This window comes from Pantoea sp. Taur, assembly GCF_009830025.1.
In the GTDB taxonomy this organism is placed as follows: domain Bacteria; phylum Pseudomonadota; class Gammaproteobacteria; order Enterobacterales; family Enterobacteriaceae; genus Pantoea; species Pantoea communis.
In genome coordinates this window covers 41,289-58,516 of the sequence record NZ_SZZZ01000025.1, presented here as the reverse complement: position 1 = coordinate 58,516, position 17,228 = coordinate 41,289, and the positions used below count along the sequence as shown (strand labels likewise).

Sequence of the window (17,228 nt, the reverse complement as noted above, 5' to 3'; positions counted from 1 at the left end):
CGCGCCTGAGCCCCCATATCTGCAGCGTGCGTGGCTGCGAAATCGCCGCCTCGTCGGCCGTCAGGCGATCCAGCTCGTTGCGGTAGTCGGTCTGGCAGCGCTCGGGAATAAGCCCGGCCACGTACTGGCCCGCCATCTCCTCCGGACCGTAACCGAACATCGCAGTGGCGGCCGGGTTCCAGAAGGTGATTCCCCGGCGCAGGTCGGTGCAGATGATGGCGTCCGGGGAAGTGGCCGAGATGGACTCCAGCCGCTGCTGGCTGGCGTGGCGCAGCAGCTCGAGCCGGTGAACCTCCATCCGGTCCATCACCAGCACAGCAATGTCGGCCAGGTGCTGCCGGTCATCGTCCGTGAGCGGCGGGCGCGGCTGCGTGTCGGTCAGGCACACGGTACCGATATGGTGCCCGTCCGGGGTAGTCAGCGGGATCCCCGCGTAGAAGCGGATGTGCGGGTAGCCGTGCACCAGCGGGCTGTCGCGAAAGCGCGGATCGGCCAGGGCGTCGGGTACGCAGAGGATCTCCCCCTGCGCCAGCGTGTGGTCGCAGAAGGCGACGCTGCGGGCGGTGCCGGTGATATTCAGCCCGTAGCGGGATGCAAAAAGCTGCCGCTGGTCATCAATCAGCGAAACGAAGGCTGTGGGTACGCGAAAAAGGCGCGCGGCGAGCGTGGTGAGGCGGTCCAGCGCGTTTTCCGGCAGCGCATCCGCCTGCTGATAGGATGCCAGCGCCGCGAGGCGGGCAACCTCGTTGTCTGATGTCGGGCGTTTCAGGGTCTGTCCCCCCAGAGGTCGAATGAGCTGTGGCCGGCATGACACAGCAAAAAGGGGACACGTTCAATCAGACGGGGCCGCAGAAATACCTGCAGCCCCGCCGCCGGAAGAAAGGTCCGTCAGGCTGCCCCGCCGCCGCCGGCAGGGTCAGGGATAACAGTGACGCCCGGCTGTACCGGTGTCACAAAAACGTCATTTCAGGACCATTCCTGGCCGCGTTCAGCGCTGCAGGCAGATAACGCAGTCGGGGTGCCGCAGGCGCGCGGACTGAAGCGCATGCCTGAGCGAGTAAAACGTACCAATAAAGCGGACTCCGCCGGCCTCAGCCAGTTCGACACACCCCGCGCAATGCACTTCCTGGAGCGCGGTGCGTCCGCGCCGCACCGCGTAGTAGTATTTACCGCTCATGTCCTTATCCTCTTATCGGCCGCGCCCGACTGAACTTCAGCGAGCCGTCAGCGGACAGAGCCTGCTACTTTTTCTTTTGCGGCACAAGGGCATAATGCGGATGACGCCCGGCGAGCAGCAGCAGGAGTTCATACTCCCCCTGGCTGAGGGGGGCGGGATTTTTTGCCGCCTCCTTCATCTGCCAGACGCGCAGGCTGAGCTCAAATCGCTCTGCGGCGGCCTCCTGCGACAGGCCAGCAGCAAGCCTGAGCTCGCGGACGTCGGAACCGACCGCAACGGGCCGGTACAAAAGCTGATTTCCCAGAAGACACTCCTTTCCGACTGGCGGATCACAACGGACCGTCAGAATAAAAAATACCGGGGCTCGCCCCAATTCATTACATTATCTTAATATTAACCTTATAGTTCAATGCGTCATGAATTGTCTACGGGATAATTAACAGCAAGCACTTCATTTATTTTTATTCTGCTAAGTCAAATCAGACAAACAGCCTAAGGCATATTATCCATACGACCAGGAATCCTCTCCTTTTTTTACGAAATCCTGACAGAAGGATTATTCCGGTATTTTCCGGATGATTATTCGCCAGGATAGGCAGGACTTACCGGTGGCCGTATTTAAGGCGCCGCCACACCCTGTACCGATAAAAAGGATAACCTGATGAAAAACCGTGATTATATCCAGCGGCGGGTACCCGCCGACCTGAGCCGCATAGACATCCGGGAGCAATGGCAGATCACCTTCTGGACGCTGGAGCTGCGCACGACCCAGGAGCGTCTGACCCGGGCCGTGCGGGAGGCGGGCCCGGAAGCCGACCGCGTGCGGGCGTGGCTGGAGAAAAATCCCCCGCCGCGTACGACGTATTAATGATGCCCGAAGGCCACCCAGTCGCCTTTGGGTGGCGGGGTAGCCTGTCGTGAGCTGACCGGCGGGGCGGACGCTGCGGCAGCCGTGTAGCCCTCTTTTGCCGGCAGCGTAAACCGGGTAATGGCGCCGCCCAGCTCGGTCGTCTGCCCGCTCAGATTGCCCGCTGTGGCGGTAACTTCCTGCACCAGGGTGGCGTTCTGCTGCGTGACACGGTCAAGCTCCGCGACCGCCAGCGTGACCTGCGCTATGCCTTTGCTCTGCTCTACCGAGGCCAGCGCTATCTGGCCAATCAGCGCGTTGACCCCGACGACGCCGTGCAGCACCTCGCTCATGGTGTCACCGGCGCTGCCGGCGGCCCGGCGGCCGTCGCTGACCCGCGCCACGGTGTCGGCAATCAGGCCCTCAATTTCCTTTGAGGCGGCCGCGCTTCGCTGCGCCAGCGCGCGCACCTCAGTGGCCACGACGGCAAAGCCGCGTCCCTGCTCGCCGGCGCGGGCAGCCTCAACGGCGGCATTGAGTGCCAGAATGTTGGTCTGGAAGGCAATGCCGTTGATGGTCGCGGTGAACTGGCGGATTTTTTCTGAGCCCTCCGCGATGCCGCCCATGGCGTCCACCACGGTCTGCACCAGCTCCGCGCCCCGCTGGGTGGTGCCGGCGGTGCGGGCCGCCAACTCACGCGCCTCGCGGGCGTTTTCGGCGTTGTGGGCAACGGTGGCGGTGATTTCCTCCATACTGGCCGCGGTCTGCTCCAGCGCGGCGGCCTGGGTAGCGGTCCGGTCAGATAAGTCGGCGTTGCCGGCCGCAATCTCCCCGGCCTCGCGGTGCAGGATCAACGCGTTGTCGCGGATGGCTGCCACCGCGTCCAGCAGGCTGCGCTACATCTCCCTGACCAGCGGCACCAGTTGCCCGACGCAGTTGCGGCCCAGGTCTTCCGGCTCGCGCGTGAGGTCGCCCCCTGCGATGGTCTTCAGGTGCGCGCGGATTTTCGCCACCGGACGCACGAGGTGCACCACCAGATAGCGGTCGCAGAACGCCAGCAGGGTGGCGGCGGCCAGCAGCGCGCTGATGAGGATCACCTCCAGCCGGTGGCGCTCGGCCATCACCGGCACGTCGGCGGCGGCCAGCTGCTGCGTCAGGCTGCCGAGACGCTCGCGGGCGGCGGCCGGATAATGGCCCGGCACGCTCAGCGCCGCCCGATAACTGTCCCACGCTGCGTCAGACGGCGCGGCGTTCAGCAGGGCCGCCTTCTCGGCTGCCGTCCCGTCCTGCATGACGAGGCCGGCGCGGGTCAGAAAGGTCAGCTGCTGCGTCAGCGCGTCGGCGCGGTCGGCGTGGCGGTACATTTCGCGCAGCGTCAGCGCGCCGTAGCTGCCGGCCAGTGCCACCACGGCCAGGGAGAGGATCATCATCCACAGCACGACGCGGCGGATGGTAAAGTGTCTGAGTAGCTGCATGAGGTTTCCCCGGTGTTGTTATTATATTGAATAATAAAAAGCATTATCATTTATTTTTAATTGCGCGCGTGATTAAGTTGCGCGCTACATTTATTTAACAGGATTCTGGCAGGAATAATTAAAAAAGGACACTCCCCGACGATAAAATTAAAGAATCGCGCTGCGCTAAATAATTTTCTAAACAAAATAAGCATGACATAAGACCAGACAGCGCCTATAGTAAGCGCCATAAGAAAGTTTTTAATCATTTTTTCCTTTCGCAGTTATTGCCTTTTATAACGGTTCGTTACCGTCCACTTTATCTTTATAATTTCGCACCGGAACCAGGCCGGGGCGGAGGAACTCATGCTGATGAATCTTAACGGCGACAACGATCGCCGCGCGCGGGCGCTGAAAGCGCTGCGCAGCCCCGATGAAAGTCGCGATGACGTGCTGCGCAAGTTTGTCCGGCTGGCCAGCCAGGCGCTTGGCATCCCCGGCAGCTTTATTTCAGTGCTGGACGACGAGCACCAGCACGTGCAGGCCGCACACAACTTCGCCCTCGCGCAGTCCTCGCGTGAAGACTCCCTCTGCCGCCACGCGGTGGACAATGATTGTGCAGTGGTGGTGCCCGACACCTGGCTGGACGCCCGCTTTGTGACGCATCCGCTCATCACCGGCGCGCCCTACATCCGCTTCTATGCCGGCGTGCCACTCAAAAACCGGGAGGGGATCGTGCTCGGCACGCTGTGCGTCACGGACACCGCACCGCACCCGTTTGGCGCCGGGCAGGTCACCACCCTGAAGCTGCTGGCCGCGCTGGTGATGTCGTTTCTGGAGGCCTGGCACTCCGCCGGGTTTGCCGATCCGGTCACCGGCCTGCCCAACCGCCAGCGCCTCATCCGCGACCTGCAGTATCTGGCCGCCTCCGGTGACCGCGCCCGCCGCCGGCTGGTGCTGATTGACTGCATCGACATGCCGCGCGCCTACGAGCTCGCCCGCTCGATGGGCATGGCCCCGGTGGAGAGCCTGCTGAAGGACGTGGCCACGCTCCTGCCGCTGCGCCTGCGCCCGTCGCCCGGCGAGCTGCTCTACACCGTTGCCACCGGGCGATTCGCCGTCCTGACGCGCGACGACAGCCACATGAGTGCGGACTGGGTCGCGGGGCGCCTGGAGGGGATCAGCGCCGACCTGGGCGACGGCATCGCCGTGGCGCTCAGCACCCACGCCGGGGAGGTCACCTTTACCACCGGCGACGTGACGGCGCAGGAGGCGCTGCGCCGCGCGGTCAGCGCGCTGCACGAAGCCATCGGCCGGGGCGTGCCCGCCATGCGCTTCAGCGAGGCCAGCGACGCGCGCCACACCCGGGACTTTACGCTGATGAACGACCTGGCCGCCGCGCTGCGGGAAAATAAAGGGCTCTGGCTCGCCTTCCAGCCCAAGATCTGCCTGCACAGCGGCCTGCCGGTGGGGCTGGAGGCGCTGGTCCGCTGGCGCCATCCGGTCCGGGGCGAGCTCTCACCCGCGCTGTTCCTGCCGCTGGCCGAGCAGACGTCACTGCTGAGCGAACTGACGGCCTGGGTCACGGACCGCGCCATCGGCCGCCTGACGCGTCTGCGCAACAGCTGCATTCAGCTTCCCGTCACCATAAACGCCAGCAGCCGGGACTTTGCGCGCGAGGGCTTTGCCGACGCGCTGGAGGGGAAGATGATAAAAGCGAAATTATCCCCTTCCCTGCTGGGCATTGAGTGCCTGGAGACGGAGCGGATTATTGAAAACCCGGCGGCGATGCGCGGGCTGGAGATGCTGAAGCTGCGCGGGTTCGGGATTTCGCTGGACGACTTCGGCACCGGCTACAGCAACATCAGCTACCTGCGGCGCATGCCGCTGGACGTCATCAAGCTGGACCGCACGCTCATCAGCGAAATCTCCTCCGATACCGCCTCGCGCATCATTGCCCGCAGCATTATCGCCATGCTGAAGGACCTGGACTACACGGTGCTGGCCGAAGGCGTTGAGGATGCCGATACGGTTACCGCGCTCACGGAGTACGGCTGCGACCAGGCGCAGGGCTTCTTCTATTCCCGGCCGCTGCCGGAGCCGGAGCTTGACGAGTGGCTGTCGTGGAAGCTGCGCGGCCAGTGCTGACCCGCCGCCCCCCGGTTGACAGCCCTCAGGCGGGCGTCCTGTAGCGTCTGAATCCCTCCGGCCCGGCGACGATGACCGCGTCACGGCCGGCGCCTTTGGCTTCATAAAGGGCCTCGTCGGCGCGACGCAGAAGCGCTTCCCGGCTGCCACAGTCGGCCAGGGACGCCACGCCGGCCGACACCGTCATGGCCCCGACGAACGGGAACATCGTGGTGCTCACCACTTCGCGGATGCGCTCCGCCGTCCGGGCCGCATCCTCCAGCGCCGTCTGCGGCAGCAGGAGAATAAACTCCTCGCCGCCGAAGCGGCTGACCACGTCTCCCGTGCGGCAGGCCTGCCGCAGCAGGCCCGCCAGGCTGACCAGCACCGCATCGCCCGCATCGTGGCCGTACCAGTCGTTAATTTTCTTAAAGTGGTCGATATCAAGTGCAATCACGCACTGCGAGGCATCTTCGCGGCTCCTGTCCGCCAGCAGGGTAAAGCCACGCCGGTTGCAGAGCCCGGTCAGCGGGTCGGTCATGGCCTCGTCGCTGAGCGCGGCCATGTGGCCTGCCACGGCGTGGCGGTACTCCTCCACGGCCTGCTTCAGGCGGTCGGCCTCAAAGTACCAGGCCTTCACCGACGCCAGCGACGCATCATTTCCTCCATCCCGCACCATGCCCGCCAGCGTCTCCAGGGGAGAGGCAATGCGCCCGGCCAGCAGGGTCACCACGGCGACCGTCAGGATAACGATGACCAGCAGGAACCACAGGGCGTTTTCTGCCGTGCGCACCATGATATGCCGGACCGTCTCAGAGGTCCCGGCGATAAAAATGTTCCAGTCCGTTTTATGCAGGCTGGCGTAGCCGGTCAGGAACTGCTGCCCGTCCGCCACCGAGCTGAACCGCCCGCTGTCCGTGGTGGCCAGCCGCTTGCGCAGCGCGGAGTTCAGCGCCATTTTTGTTCCCACGCGGGACGGATCGTGGCTGAAGATGATGAGGCCGTCATTGCTGACGATGCTGACGGTGGAGCCGCGGGCGTAGAAATGCTGGCTCAGGATGTCGCTCAGCATGCTCTGCTTTTTGAGGTAGATGGTGCCGCCAATGTAGCCCAGGTAACTGCCGTCCGGCGTGAAGAGCGGCTGCGACAGGAACACCACGTAGTTGCCCGTCGCCGAGGTAAAGGGCGACGAAATAAACGGCTTCTGCGTGGCAATAGCCTGCCGGCTCGCGTCGGAATGCAGCTTTACGCCAATCAGGCTCAGGCTCTCCGGCGAGGTCGCCGCGATGATGGCGTCACGGTTAACCACCACCACGGTATTAAAAAAGCCGGACTGCAGCCGCAGGCGATCGGTCTCGCCCCGCAGCAGCCCCGGATCGGTCAGGCCCTTAATCTGGCCGGCGCTCCAGGCGAGCTCGCGCTGCGCCGTGGCGAGATAACGATCGGTGGTGTCGGCCAGCTTGCGCGCGTAGGCGATGTTGCCCTCAAGCAGGCTGTCCTCAATGTTGCCCTTCTGAAAAATCAGCAGCGAACCGAGCAGCAGGCAGGCGGTCAGGATCACCCCGCCGACGGAGAGTGAGATGAGAAGCGTGCGGAGGCGGAATTTTTTCAGCGGCATGGCGTCAGGGGCCCGGTTAAGGTGTCATCAGAGTGTAACGCCTGCGGCCCCGGTCAAAAGGCAGAACAGCGCACCTTTTCTGTACCGCACGGCGGGATGGCGGGAGCCGGCACGTCCGCGCCAGCTTAGCGCACTTCCTCCTTCCTAATGCAACTTAATCTGATAATTCCCTGTTTAACGTGATATTCATGGATTAATGTCACGGAAAATGATTAATAAAGCGGTGCCGTCTCACCACGGCACAAATCAACGATTAGCCCGTGAAGGCTTGCGGGCATTTTTTTTATCGTGCCGGACGTTTTATTTCATGAAGGCGGGCCGGTGCCACACAGATAAAAGGGATATACTCCCCGCGCTGCACACACAACGCGTCTGCACAGCAAACGAAGAAAGCTGACGTCTCCGCCTTCCGGACCTGACTCAGGTCCGGACGGCCGGAGGCGTATTGTCCGGTATTTACGGAACGTCCTGACCGCGCACCCGCGCGGTTTTTTTTCGCCGGCGGCGCACAGGCGAACTTATGCACCCGTGCGGTGGATAACCCTGTGGGCAGGGTGCATACACCATCGGCCAGGGAGCGCACCATGCCCGACGGCGGGTGGCGTACAAATTTCATACAGGTGGGCCGTTCATGAACAAGATGCTGCTGCTGTTAGTGCTCATGGCGCCCCCCTTATGGGCGCAGCCGGCAGCCTGCACTCCCGGCTCCGGCACCTGCATCACGGCTTCGGAGGATAAAAACGTGTTTCTGCACGCTACCTGCGATGACGACGGAGCGCTTCTGATTTCGCTGGAGGCGCCGCACGGCAGCCTTTCGGATGCTGACATACATAACCGCGCAGGGCAGGACGGCGGCGGATGGACGTGTGCCAGCGGGGCCCTGCGGGGCCACTGCAACATTCTCTACGCCCGGGTGCCCGGCGCCATGCTGGACATGCTGTCCGGGAGTGCGGGCCGCGAAGTCCGGCTGTCCGGCGCCCTGCCGGAAGGACGCCCCCTGCATTTTTCTGCCGCCAGCCTGCGCCTCTGGGCTGGCGCCCTGCCCGCGCGCTGCCACTGAGCCCTGCCCCCCGGTGATCGCGGCCCGCACTGCCAGGAATCCTCTTATTCACGCGCGCCCGGTTGCCTTAACGGCAGCGGCGGTCTTTGCTTAAACCACTGCGGGTATACAGCAGGTTAAGCGGAGAAGAAACGCCATGGGTCCCGTACGCTGCCGGCGCTGCTGTGCACCTCTGACCACGGAGGATCGTTATTATTTTATCAGCCACTGTGAGACCTGCGACACGGACATCCGGCATCAGGCGGGTGAGGCACACACACCCGTAAAGTCCCCGATGTACGTGATGAGGGGCGTCTTTTTCTTATTGCGCCGTTACCGCCATATCCGGACGGCCGGGCGCTGACCTCTCGGCGGAGAAGTGACTTCTGCCAGGAGGTGGCTTTTCAGAGGAACCGAAACGATTCGGATATTAAGAAAATACGCATCCCTGCGTGATTTTATTTATTTCCGGATTGTTAACAAAAGGTAGGTTACAGGAACCCCCGCATCATTTTAATATAAGACCAGCTTGTCATTCTTTTAATAAACTTTTTCGGGCAGGTGAATTTCCTGCCCTCCCAGTCAAGATTAAACCACTGAAAATCATCATCCTTTATCTTATCTATCATACTTAAAGCCTGCTCTGGCGTCCGGAAAGCATAAGCCTTCATCACGCCTTCACGGGTGCACAAATCAATGTGAACCATATAACCCCCGGGTGAAAAAATATTGTGATTTCATATTATTTTAATAACACGGTCATAATAGACCTGTTTTCTCACGGTGCGTTATTTATTTTCGTTATGATTGCGTAAAAAAGGCGCTCCTGAAAAGTTGCATAAAATACCTGATTATATTTGTGTTAAATAAACAGGAATTCTGATGGCAAAATTCCTGGTCATAAATTAAATGGATCTAATCACGTTAAATCAGATTAACGCATAAGATCATGCTGCATGCTCATCAGACATATGCCTGCACATCCGGATAACCTACCCGCTGCGGCGCATGAGTTCTTTCAGGACTCCGGCCCAGCTCACGTCCTCCGCGTTCTTGCGGTTGTGGTGCAGAAATTCGGCGTGATGAAGCAACTGCTCGCCCATTTCAGCAAGTCACCCCCTTGATTAAGGATAGCGTTGCATCGAGCCATTGAACTCACAGCCAGGAGCGGACGTCAGTATCAGGCGCCGGAAAAAGGGCATACCGGCGCTTTAAGTAAGAGGCCAAAAGTTTGAGTAAGGCACACATGTCTTTAACTCAGACAATGGAAAGCGTCTTTTGAAAAACTTTCCGTTATTGACCCAACCATATAAAGCCATGCCATTTTCACATTCGAGCACAACCATTGTAATTCTTCTTTTTCGACGCCGAACAATTGTGCCCACTTCCATCGTGTTGATGCCTGTCTGGAGAGGCCTTTCCCATCTTCATGTCTGTTTGAGAGTACCGATCTGACAATAAATTCGTTACTCTTTTTTAGTTCGTCAATTTCGGGCTGAATTTTCCCAAAAATCGCATCCCTTCCAGGATCATGAAAATGCTTATTGCCATTGTTCGTGGGCTTTCATCGCACCGAAAAAGCTGCTGCGTCTGACCTCTGCATAATATTCTTTCCAACTGATTGATTATTTTGTTGAATTTATGATGAACCTTACTTTTTACTTCTGCATCACCCGGTAGAAGTTCACTGGCCGCGGCAATGGTAAAACAACCTTTTTCTCCATCAGGAGAAGATGATAAAAGCGCTACAAATTCTAACGTTTCGCGCAATGCCATTTCTGGAGAAAACTCCGCATCGCGTTCTGCTGCTCTGGAAGCACCTTCATCCATGTATTGCTGTAAGGCCGCGAGATAGATTGTGCGTTTATCAGGGTAAAGCTGCTTATAAATACTGGCACTTGCAAGGCCAGAGGCTTTCATTAGGTCTGACATTGATGTTGCCCGATCTCCGCGAACCTGACGCGTAAATGACGCGCGTACCAGCTGCGTCACCACGTCGTCCCAGCTCCATTCCTTATCATCCGGGACTGGCAGCTCGACGCAGCTCGCGTCCGCACCGATGATCCGGTTCCCGTGGTGATAAAACGCTTCGTCGTCGTTATCGAGACGGATAAAAGTGTATTGGCCCAACACGCGGATGATGTCGTTCTGCATCACGGGTGCCAGCGCGAAAGGTAAGTTAAGGGGGTTTGCGATGCTCATGGCTGCACCTCCAGCTGCTGGCATACGGCACGCATAAAATGCGGCCATTTGCTGAACTTCATTTTTGGAACGCGCACGCCACACCCGCTGTTAAAGCCTTTTACAAATGCCTGTGCCTATGCCTGTGCGACGATTTGCGGGTCAAAATTCATAACTTCTCCTTAGTGCAGATTTTGATGAGGCAGCCAGTTGGGCCGGCCGCCGTGAACGAAGCAGGGGCTACCCTGCTTTTTTTACGCCTGAACAGCAGCTGTTGCTGCCGCGCTATCCTTCTTCAGCTCTTCGGCCAGCCACTGGCTGGCGTTCATCTACGCTTTCTCGCCGTGCTTTCCAAAATGGTTCAGTGCCAGATGACCGGCTTTTGTCAAGACCTCCAGAATGGAGGCAGGCAGGTTAGATTCAGGCACATTCATCGCCTGAACCCTTACGGTTTTTGCCATGTCATGCAGCTCAACCCAGAAAAATTCACGGCGCACGCTCAGTGCCAGCGTCTTATCGTTCAGGCCGGTCAGAGGTTCCAGACGGTCATGCAGCGTCTTACTCACACCGCTGCGGTTGATATCAGTACGAAGCCCGCGGGCTGCTTCATCTTCAAAGTTAAAAGCGCGGCAGATAAGGCAGCCTGACGGCTCGCGGCCCGGCTTGCCGGGGAGCCGAAGGGGGCCATGTTTTTGCTGTTGCTGTTAAAGCATATTTTTATGCGGCGGGAAGTCCGAACTGACAGGAGAAAGACTAAAGCTAAACCGGGCCGATAGATTATGGCCATACACATCCGGGCGGAGAGGACCGGTGCGCCAGCACCGGTTTTCCCGGCCCTCAGGGCGGCAGTATTGCCATTCGGGGCTGGCAGAAAGCACAAAGTAAAACCGCGCCAGGCGGCGCGGTGTAGGGTGATCTTTCGCAGGGTTACTTGCCGGGCCGATCTTGTGCGGAAGCGGCCAGCACGCCCGGATGCAGGTGCACGCCGGAAACGTCTGTGGTGGCACGCGCTTTGTGCAGATCGCAGGCGGCCTGCATGGATAACCAGAGGCGAGCCGCAATACCCAGCCCCGCCTCCAGTCGCACCGCCATTTCCGGGCTGACTGATGCCTTACCGCTGGCGACCTTACTCAGCGCCGCTGCTGATACGCCCAGCTCTTTCGCCAGCACGCGCAGGCCGATGTTATTATCTTCAATGTACTCGGTGATCAGGCCGCCCGGATGCGGGGGATTGAACATGGCCATCAGTGGTAGTCCTCCAGGTTGAGAATATAGGCATCACCGTCCGTGAATTCGAAGGTGATGCGCCAGTTAGCCCTGACCGTGATGGAAAACAGGTTTTTCCTGTCGCCCTTCAGGGGGTGAAAACGAAAGCCCGGATAGTTTCTGAATTCATCCGTGGAAAGCGCCTCATCGATGACCAGCAGGCGAAGCCGGATGCGTTCCGCGTCCTTTGCCTGTACGCCGCTGATATCACCTTTCTCAAACAGCTTCTGTAATCCTTTGTGCTTCCAGCTTTTAATCACTTTTCGGCTCCGCGTTTCCTGTTAAGAAACAGTATATCATATGTTTCGTCACGAGAAACACTCTGTGTTTTTATTTTTCATCGCCCTGAGAAAGGATGCTCCTGGGCGTCAGCTTGTTTGGCACCAGCCAACGGTTCATGCCCTTCTGCGCGCTGTCCATGTGCAGCGATCGCAGGTGAATTTCTCCTGCCACTTCGCAGACAACGTCTCCTGCATACGGCTGCAGGGTTTCCAGACCGTTCAGCGACGGAAAGCGCTGCGCCCACGCGGCGATCATGTTCTTCATATCGTTTTCCGGCACGCTGTCACACCAGGCGGCTATCCACAGGTGCACCACGCAGGGCGTGCCGGGGTAAAAGCGCAGCAGCTGTTCGGCCCAGCTGGCAAGCGGTGAGAGGTTGATTCACGATTACTCCGGTCTACAGGTTGCACGGCATCAGCGCCGTGACGTCACGGCAGCCGGGCTATGGCGCAGGACGCAGGGTCGAAGGACGAAACCGCACGCGCCGCCTGAGCGGACTGAATGTCCCGCGAATGGCGGGGAACGGGTGAGTCATGAGGCGAAGCCTGCCTTGCGGACGAAGCGGCCCGGCTAAGGTGAAGTCACGGCGCAGCCCGACAGGCGGAGGGAGGTTGCATGTATTTTTTGTATGTTTTAATACGAATATGACTGCGCTCATGAAAATCGGCCGGCAGCCGAAGATAAGATGTACACAACAGACAACTGCGAGTCACTACTCATGGCCAGAGCCCTGCCCCCGACCTATCTTCCTGTTTCCCCTTCCTGCCTGGCAGAAAAGCTCCGCGAAATTGCGGACATGCTGGAAGTCCGCAGCCCGTTTATCCGCGCGGCAGAACGGCACTGCGCCACGGGAAGCCGCGGCGAGCCTTTAACGATTATCCGCATCGAGATTCAGGAGCAACCTGAATAAGTCAGATATTTACGGTTAAACTAAGGCGGATGACTGGCTCACGCAACTCTGTGCGCAGGGCCATATCAGTGCGGCCCCTTCCCGGGGCTTAAATTATTTTATGCACCGGGCACTTAAATATAAACTCGTACGACTCGCCTCTACCGATTAACTGAATGTCAGGTGACATCGTATATACAGGACGCCAGGTCCGGGAAGCGCCGCTTCGAACAAAAAGATTTATATTTAAGCACAGCGTCAGTGTGAAAGTGGCAGCATATTTTCGCTTCGGCAATCAGTCAGTCATTGGAGACGGAAAAAATAAATGAGAGAGTTAATGAACATATTCTCTGCAGGAAGCTCGTTATTGAGAAAAACCATTGCGTAGATCCTCTGGCTTTACTGCACCTGAACAGGATTTAGCAGTCTGCCTGCGGGTGCGCCCTTTCGGAATCGGATGCGCATTACATGCACCGTGCTTCTGACAGTACGAGTTACCTGCTCTGACCCGGGTGCAGGCCAGAGTGAGAGATATTTTCTCAGGATAGAATTCACAACATCAATATATCAGAAAAATATCAGCCACTTATAATAAAATGAAAAGATTCAATTTATTTACCCTTATTAATCCATAGCCGATAACTATGCATCTTATTTAAATTCCGCTACGCCATTTGCTATAATAAAGAGGTAGTTAAAATTGTTCTCATCCTTTTTTAAGCGAGGTATAACCGTGTTGTACAGCAAAGACATGACCGGTCACGCAGTTATTGGTGAAGCAGCAGTCAATCTTGCCGTGCGTGAAGAGGAAATATCCGTTGATGCTCTCCTGACTGAGCTGAACATTATGCTTAAAGCAGAGAAAATCAGCACCCGCAGCCGGCGCATCAGCGATGCCATCAGCTGGCTGCGCGACTTCCGGACCGTCGGTGCGCGCGGGAGTGCCGATAAGGAGTGGATGCTCTCTGATGCAGACAGCCACAGTGCCGGCGGCGAGGCCACCATTCGCCTGCAGGCTGATGATGAAGATGAAATGAGATAACCACAAGCTTCAGGAGCGGGCGCTTAGCGTCCGCCTTCACCTGACTTTGTAAGATGACCGCCTGCGCGCGCCATCATTAACGAAGCGCACCCCAGCCGCCTTTTAACCTATAATTTCTCTGTCATCGGGTACGTTCTGCAGATGCAGGGCTCCCGGCCACACAATAACAATCCGCCACACCACTTTTACCGCCGTCATCCGCTCAGGATGCTCCGGCAGGGACCTTCACAGCATGAAAAATACCAACTCAGTGACCACAATCCGCGCCCGCCTGCAGAACAGCGGCGACGCGCTGGCGGCTGAAAGTCAGGAGCTTGAAGAGGCAATACAGTCGATTCTGGCCTCAGGCGGACAGCTGACCAATAAAACGCTCATCATCCACGTCATTCGCGACCTTGAGCAGGAGCGTGACGCGCAGAGACAGGCGGTGCTGCGCAGCGTGCTGGAGCTTATCGTCAGTCACACGCCGGACGACGCCGGCGGGCAGGCCTTATAACGCCTGCGCGACAGGGCTAATTCAGTTAAGTTTGGCGGCAAAAATCCGGATGGCCCGGCTGCAGGCCTCGCGCATGGCCATATCGGTACCGGACTCCTTCAGGCGCCACAGCGTGCCGATAAGTTCGTGCGGGCTGACTGTCCCGCCCCTGTGCAGTACCTGCCTGATGGCCAGCCCGATGGCTTCGTGCATCAGTTCCTGTATTTCATTTTCGGTTTTCAGATGCGCTCCGCTTATTGGGGATATACACAGTGTATCGCGATAAGCGGCGCGCAGATATAAGCACCAGAAAAAACCGCCCGGAGGCGGTTAAATCAGCGGGGTGGCGCCCCGGTCGGGCGGAATGTCCCTGTCGCCGCCCGGCACCTCGTCTTCATGACCGGGCGCCGGCCCGTGGTCCGGCAGCGGGGTCGCATCGTCAGGCATCGGCTGGTCAGACATGCTATTTTCCACCCTTCTGCTTCATGGTATCGCTGTCCCTGGTGTCTTTTTTGTTGCCCGCGGGCAGCTTGCTGTGGTCGGCGTCTTTGCCTTCCTTCACATTTTTATCGTTACGGTCAGCCATGGTTACCTCCGTCACCCGGTATCGGGTAACGTTAAGTTTAGTCGCGTGACGGTACCGGAAGGTGAACAAATATCCGGTCTGTGACTTAAGCGTAAAAACCGCTCATTACGCGGGCGGTGAAAGCGAGGCGTCCCGCGCTTCAGTCATGCTGTCGTCCACGCACAGGCGGCAGATGCAGGCCCGCATCTTCAGCTGCTGTGACGCAATCTGATACGCGTGCCGGTAGCTCACGGCCGAGCCCAGGAACTGACGCTCCGGGTGGCCCTCCAGGCACACGCAGCCCTTCACGTGCAGCTGGTCCTGCTGCTCCATTCTGAGCAGATAATAAAACTGCCACATAAGCGGCCTCCTTCCATGATAAAAGGAGCAATGTATGCCTGAATATATAACGGTGGAATTAATTTCTGATGCGATTTAAGCGCGGGATATGCGGAGAGCGTCGTCCCTGACAGGTTCTCCGGCCGGTACACGCCTGAGCGCGACCGCTGAGGTCATCTTCATCGTCGTCTTCCGGCCAGAGCCGGACTACGTCCTCTGGCGTCAGTTCTTCTCGTCGTTCAGGCCGGCAAGGGTCTGCAGGTACGGCACCAGCCGGACGGCCTGCTCCGGCTCGTGGAAGCTCTTCAGCCAGCTTCTGGCTTCGGATATTTCAGTGAGCCGGTTATCGCTGCCGCCGGCCTCCGCCATGTGTCCGAGCTCGGCAATAAGCGATTGCACGCTTATTTCCTTTTCGCCCAGCGCCAGGCTCAGTGCCGCCTCGCCAATAATGACGTGCCCTTTCCCGTCGTGTTGAATAGACAAATTTACTACCTCCATTTCACGTTGATGACAGCCTCACGTCACACTGTAGTCGCGGAGGGTGAAAGCGCCCGGAGGATGTTCTGAAAACCCCTGTTCCGTAATAATTTATTTCATCAAATGTGATTACAGGGTTCCGCGCGCGGCGAAGATTCTTGTTGCAGGCAAGCCCTGCTATTCATTCCGCATCACACTGTGCCCGTTACCGGTCCGGTTTGAGAAAGTGCGGCCGGCTGCTATGGTGCCCGTGACAATCTGCGGCAATACGGAGCCTGTAATGCTTACAACCATAATTTACCGGAGCCACCTCGCCGATGACGTGCCCGTCAGCATTCTGCCGGGTATGGTGGAGAAGGCAACGCTGCTCAACGCCCGCCATCAGGTGACGGGCATCCTGCTGTTTAACGGCACGCACTTCTTCCAGATCCTGGAGGGCCCGGAACAGGGCGTGCTGGACATCTACGGCCGCATCTGCGCCGACCGGCGTCACCACAACGTGGTTGAGCTGATGCGCGACTACTCGCCGTCGCGGCGCTTCGGCAACCACGGCATGGAGCTGTTCGATCTGCGCCATCACCCCCGCGGCAGCGTGCTGCAGGCGGTGCTTGACCGCGGCACCTCTAAGTACCGCCTGACCTATGACGATCGCGGCCTGCAGTTTCTGCGAACCTTCGTGGAGGCCCGGGAGAAAGAAAACTACTTTGAGGTTCTGCCCGCCGACTACTGGGACTTTGTGCCGGATGAGAACGGGTCACCGGCCCCCGCCGCGGGCGTGACCTTCCGCCCGGTGGTCGACCCGCTCGGCCGCGAGGTCACGGCCCTTGAGGCCATACCCGATGATGCGCCGGAGGGGCTCTCCGGCGATGCGATGTACGTATATAATCTCGCTGCGGTCACCGGGGCGCTGCACAGAGCCGGCAGGTCATGCCCTGACGACATGATGCTCTACCTCAGCATTCTGCCCGGGACGCTGGTATCCGTTCCGGATGCCGTTGGCCGGATTGTCCGCGCCATCGACAGCGCTGAACTGGTGCCGCAGCAAATCATACTGGGCGTCAGCGAGACGGAGGTGATTTCTCAGCTGGAAGCATTTTCCGCAGCGGTGCGGCAGCTGAAGCAGGCCGGCATCAGCCTCTCTGTCGATAACTTCGGTGACGGCTCCGCCGGGCTGTCTCTGCTGGCGCACGTCCAGCCGGACCGCGTACGCATCGGGGCCGCGATCGTGCGCAATATTCACCGCAGCGGACCCCGCCAGGCGGTGGTGCACGCGGTGCTGCGCTGCTGTTCTGCGCTGGAGATTAACGTCATCGCGGCGGGCATCGAGCAGCCGGAAGAGTGGATGTGGCTGGAGGCGGCAGGGGTCACTGATTTCCAGGGCGCGCTGTTCACCGCAGAGGGGGCGGCCGTGGCCTGGCCGGAAACCCGCGAGGCCGTCTGAGGCGCAGGA

General features: G+C 59.1%; 22 protein-coding genes and 1 pseudogene. 7 read left to right on the top strand and 16 right to left on the bottom strand.

Translation table 11 applies throughout. The annotated features are described in order from the left end of the window. The 3 genes from FD744_RS22980 to FD744_RS22970 all read right to left on the bottom strand — a co-directional run. A partial coding sequence (locus tag FD744_RS22980) for a GAF domain-containing protein (protein WP_237449451.1) occupies positions 1-724 on the bottom strand: 724 nt, incomplete at its 3' end. A 264-nt stretch (positions 725-988) separates the two neighbouring features. Next, positions 989-1,177, bottom strand: coding sequence for a hypothetical protein (locus FD744_RS22975; RefSeq protein ID WP_160869601.1), 189 nt, complete (start codon positions 1,175-1,177; stop codon positions 989-991). Positions 1,178-1,241: 64 nt separating this feature from the next. Then, positions 1,242-1,481, bottom strand: coding sequence for a hypothetical protein (locus FD744_RS22970; protein WP_039328794.1), 240 nt, complete (start codon positions 1,479-1,481; stop codon positions 1,242-1,244). 357 nt (positions 1,482-1,838) lie between these two features. On the opposite strand from FD744_RS22970, the gene FD744_RS22965 reads away from it, so the two are divergent. Beyond that, on the top strand, positions 1,839-2,045 hold the full coding sequence (locus FD744_RS22965) for a DUF3606 domain-containing protein (protein ID WP_160869599.1): 207 nt from the start codon (positions 1,839-1,841) through the stop codon (positions 2,043-2,045). On the opposite strand, the pseudogene FD744_RS22960 reads toward FD744_RS22965, so the two are convergent. Beyond that, a pseudogene (locus FD744_RS22960) lies at positions 2,042-3,499 on the bottom strand (methyl-accepting chemotaxis protein). The gene FD744_RS22965 and the pseudogene FD744_RS22960 sit on opposite strands and share 4 nt — an antisense overlap. Positions 3,500-3,844: 345 nt before the next feature. Between FD744_RS22960 and FD744_RS22955 the strand changes: the two are divergent. Next, positions 3,845-5,626, top strand: coding sequence for a sensor domain-containing phosphodiesterase (locus tag FD744_RS22955; protein WP_160869597.1), 1,782 nt, complete (start codon positions 3,845-3,847; stop codon positions 5,624-5,626). 25 nt (positions 5,627-5,651) lie between these two features. Here FD744_RS22955 and FD744_RS22950 read toward each other — a convergent pair whose 3' ends face one another. Then, complete coding sequence (locus FD744_RS22950; protein ID WP_160869595.1) at positions 5,652-7,223, bottom strand: sensor domain-containing diguanylate cyclase; 1,572 nt, start codon at positions 7,221-7,223, stop codon at positions 5,652-5,654. Positions 7,224-7,854: 631 nt separating this feature from the next. Here FD744_RS22950 and FD744_RS22945 point away from each other — a divergent pair. After that, entirely contained in the window at positions 7,855-8,283 is a 429-nt protein-coding gene (locus FD744_RS22945) for a hypothetical protein (RefSeq protein ID WP_160869593.1), read from the top strand. A 470-nt stretch (positions 8,284-8,753) separates the two neighbouring features. Here FD744_RS22945 and FD744_RS22940 read toward each other — a convergent pair whose 3' ends face one another. The 6 genes from FD744_RS22940 to FD744_RS22910 form a co-directional block, all read right to left on the bottom strand. Beyond that, positions 8,754-8,969, bottom strand: a complete 216-nt coding sequence (locus FD744_RS22940; RefSeq protein ID WP_100702970.1) for a hypothetical protein — start codon at positions 8,967-8,969, stop codon at positions 8,754-8,756. Between the two features lie 769 nt (positions 8,970-9,738). Continuing rightward, the gene (locus FD744_RS25690; RefSeq protein ID WP_237449449.1) at positions 9,739-10,464 is read right to left on the bottom strand and encodes a TetR/AcrR family transcriptional regulator; all 726 of its coding nucleotides are present in this window, start codon (positions 10,462-10,464) and stop codon (positions 9,739-9,741) included. Positions 10,465-10,772: 308 nt separating this feature from the next. Next, a complete protein-coding gene (locus tag FD744_RS22925) occupies positions 10,773-11,009 on the bottom strand; it encodes a hypothetical protein (RefSeq protein ID WP_034830887.1) in 237 nt (78 codons plus the stop codon). A gap of 361 nt (positions 11,010-11,370) precedes the next feature. Then, complete coding sequence (locus FD744_RS22920; RefSeq protein ID WP_034830884.1) at positions 11,371-11,688, bottom strand: HigA family addiction module antitoxin; 318 nt, start codon at positions 11,686-11,688, stop codon at positions 11,371-11,373. Then, positions 11,688-11,969, bottom strand: coding sequence for a type II toxin-antitoxin system RelE/ParE family toxin (locus tag FD744_RS22915; protein ID WP_034830883.1), 282 nt, complete (start codon positions 11,967-11,969; stop codon positions 11,688-11,690). The genes FD744_RS22920 and FD744_RS22915 overlap by 1 nt, the downstream gene beginning before the upstream one ends. Positions 11,970-12,039: 70 nt before the next feature. Continuing rightward, positions 12,040-12,255, bottom strand: a complete 216-nt coding sequence (locus tag FD744_RS22910; protein ID WP_237449448.1) for a hypothetical protein — start codon at positions 12,253-12,255, stop codon at positions 12,040-12,042. 421 nt (positions 12,256-12,676) lie between these two features. Here FD744_RS22910 and FD744_RS22905 point away from each other — a divergent pair, with 421 nt between their 5' ends. The 3 genes from FD744_RS22905 to FD744_RS22895 all read left to right on the top strand — a co-directional run bounded on the left by FD744_RS22905 (position 12,677) and on the right by FD744_RS22895 (position 14,418). Continuing rightward, positions 12,677-12,901, top strand: coding sequence for a hypothetical protein (locus tag FD744_RS22905; RefSeq protein ID WP_237449447.1), 225 nt, complete (start codon positions 12,677-12,679; stop codon positions 12,899-12,901). A 712-nt stretch (positions 12,902-13,613) separates the two neighbouring features. After that, complete coding sequence (locus FD744_RS22900; protein WP_160869589.1) at positions 13,614-13,922, top strand: hypothetical protein; 309 nt, start codon at positions 13,614-13,616, stop codon at positions 13,920-13,922. A 232-nt stretch (positions 13,923-14,154) separates the two neighbouring features. After that, positions 14,155-14,418, top strand: a complete 264-nt coding sequence (locus FD744_RS22895) for a biofilm development regulator YmgB/AriR family protein (RefSeq protein ID WP_160869587.1) — start codon at positions 14,155-14,157, stop codon at positions 14,416-14,418. A gap of 21 nt (positions 14,419-14,439) precedes the next feature. Here FD744_RS22895 and FD744_RS22890 read toward each other — a convergent pair whose 3' ends face one another. From FD744_RS22890 to FD744_RS22880, 5 genes are all read right to left on the bottom strand, one after another. Then, positions 14,440-14,610, bottom strand: a complete 171-nt coding sequence (locus FD744_RS22890; RefSeq protein ID WP_231568837.1) for a hypothetical protein — start codon at positions 14,608-14,610, stop codon at positions 14,440-14,442. Positions 14,611-14,727: 117 nt separating this feature from the next. Further along, positions 14,728-14,859 carry a hypothetical protein gene (locus tag FD744_RS25860; protein WP_255492465.1) on the bottom strand — a complete coding sequence of 44 codons (132 nt, stop codon included), beginning with the start codon at positions 14,857-14,859 and terminating at the stop codon, positions 14,728-14,730. Between the two features lies 1 nt (position 14,860). Beyond that, positions 14,861-14,983, bottom strand: a complete 123-nt coding sequence (locus FD744_RS25855) for a hypothetical protein (protein WP_255492464.1) — start codon at positions 14,981-14,983, stop codon at positions 14,861-14,863. 105 nt (positions 14,984-15,088) lie between these two features. Continuing rightward, on the bottom strand, positions 15,089-15,322 hold the full coding sequence (locus FD744_RS22885) for a hypothetical protein (protein WP_160869585.1): 234 nt from the start codon (positions 15,320-15,322) through the stop codon (positions 15,089-15,091). Positions 15,323-15,523: 201 nt separating this feature from the next. Next, positions 15,524-15,784, bottom strand: a complete 261-nt coding sequence (locus tag FD744_RS22880; protein WP_160869583.1) for a hypothetical protein — start codon at positions 15,782-15,784, stop codon at positions 15,524-15,526. A 274-nt stretch (positions 15,785-16,058) separates the two neighbouring features. Between FD744_RS22880 and FD744_RS22875 the strand changes: the two genes are divergently transcribed. Then, entirely contained in the window at positions 16,059-17,219 is a 1,161-nt protein-coding gene (locus FD744_RS22875; RefSeq protein WP_160869581.1) for a diguanylate phosphodiesterase, read from the top strand. The last annotated feature ends 9 nt before the right edge of the window (positions 17,220-17,228 follow it).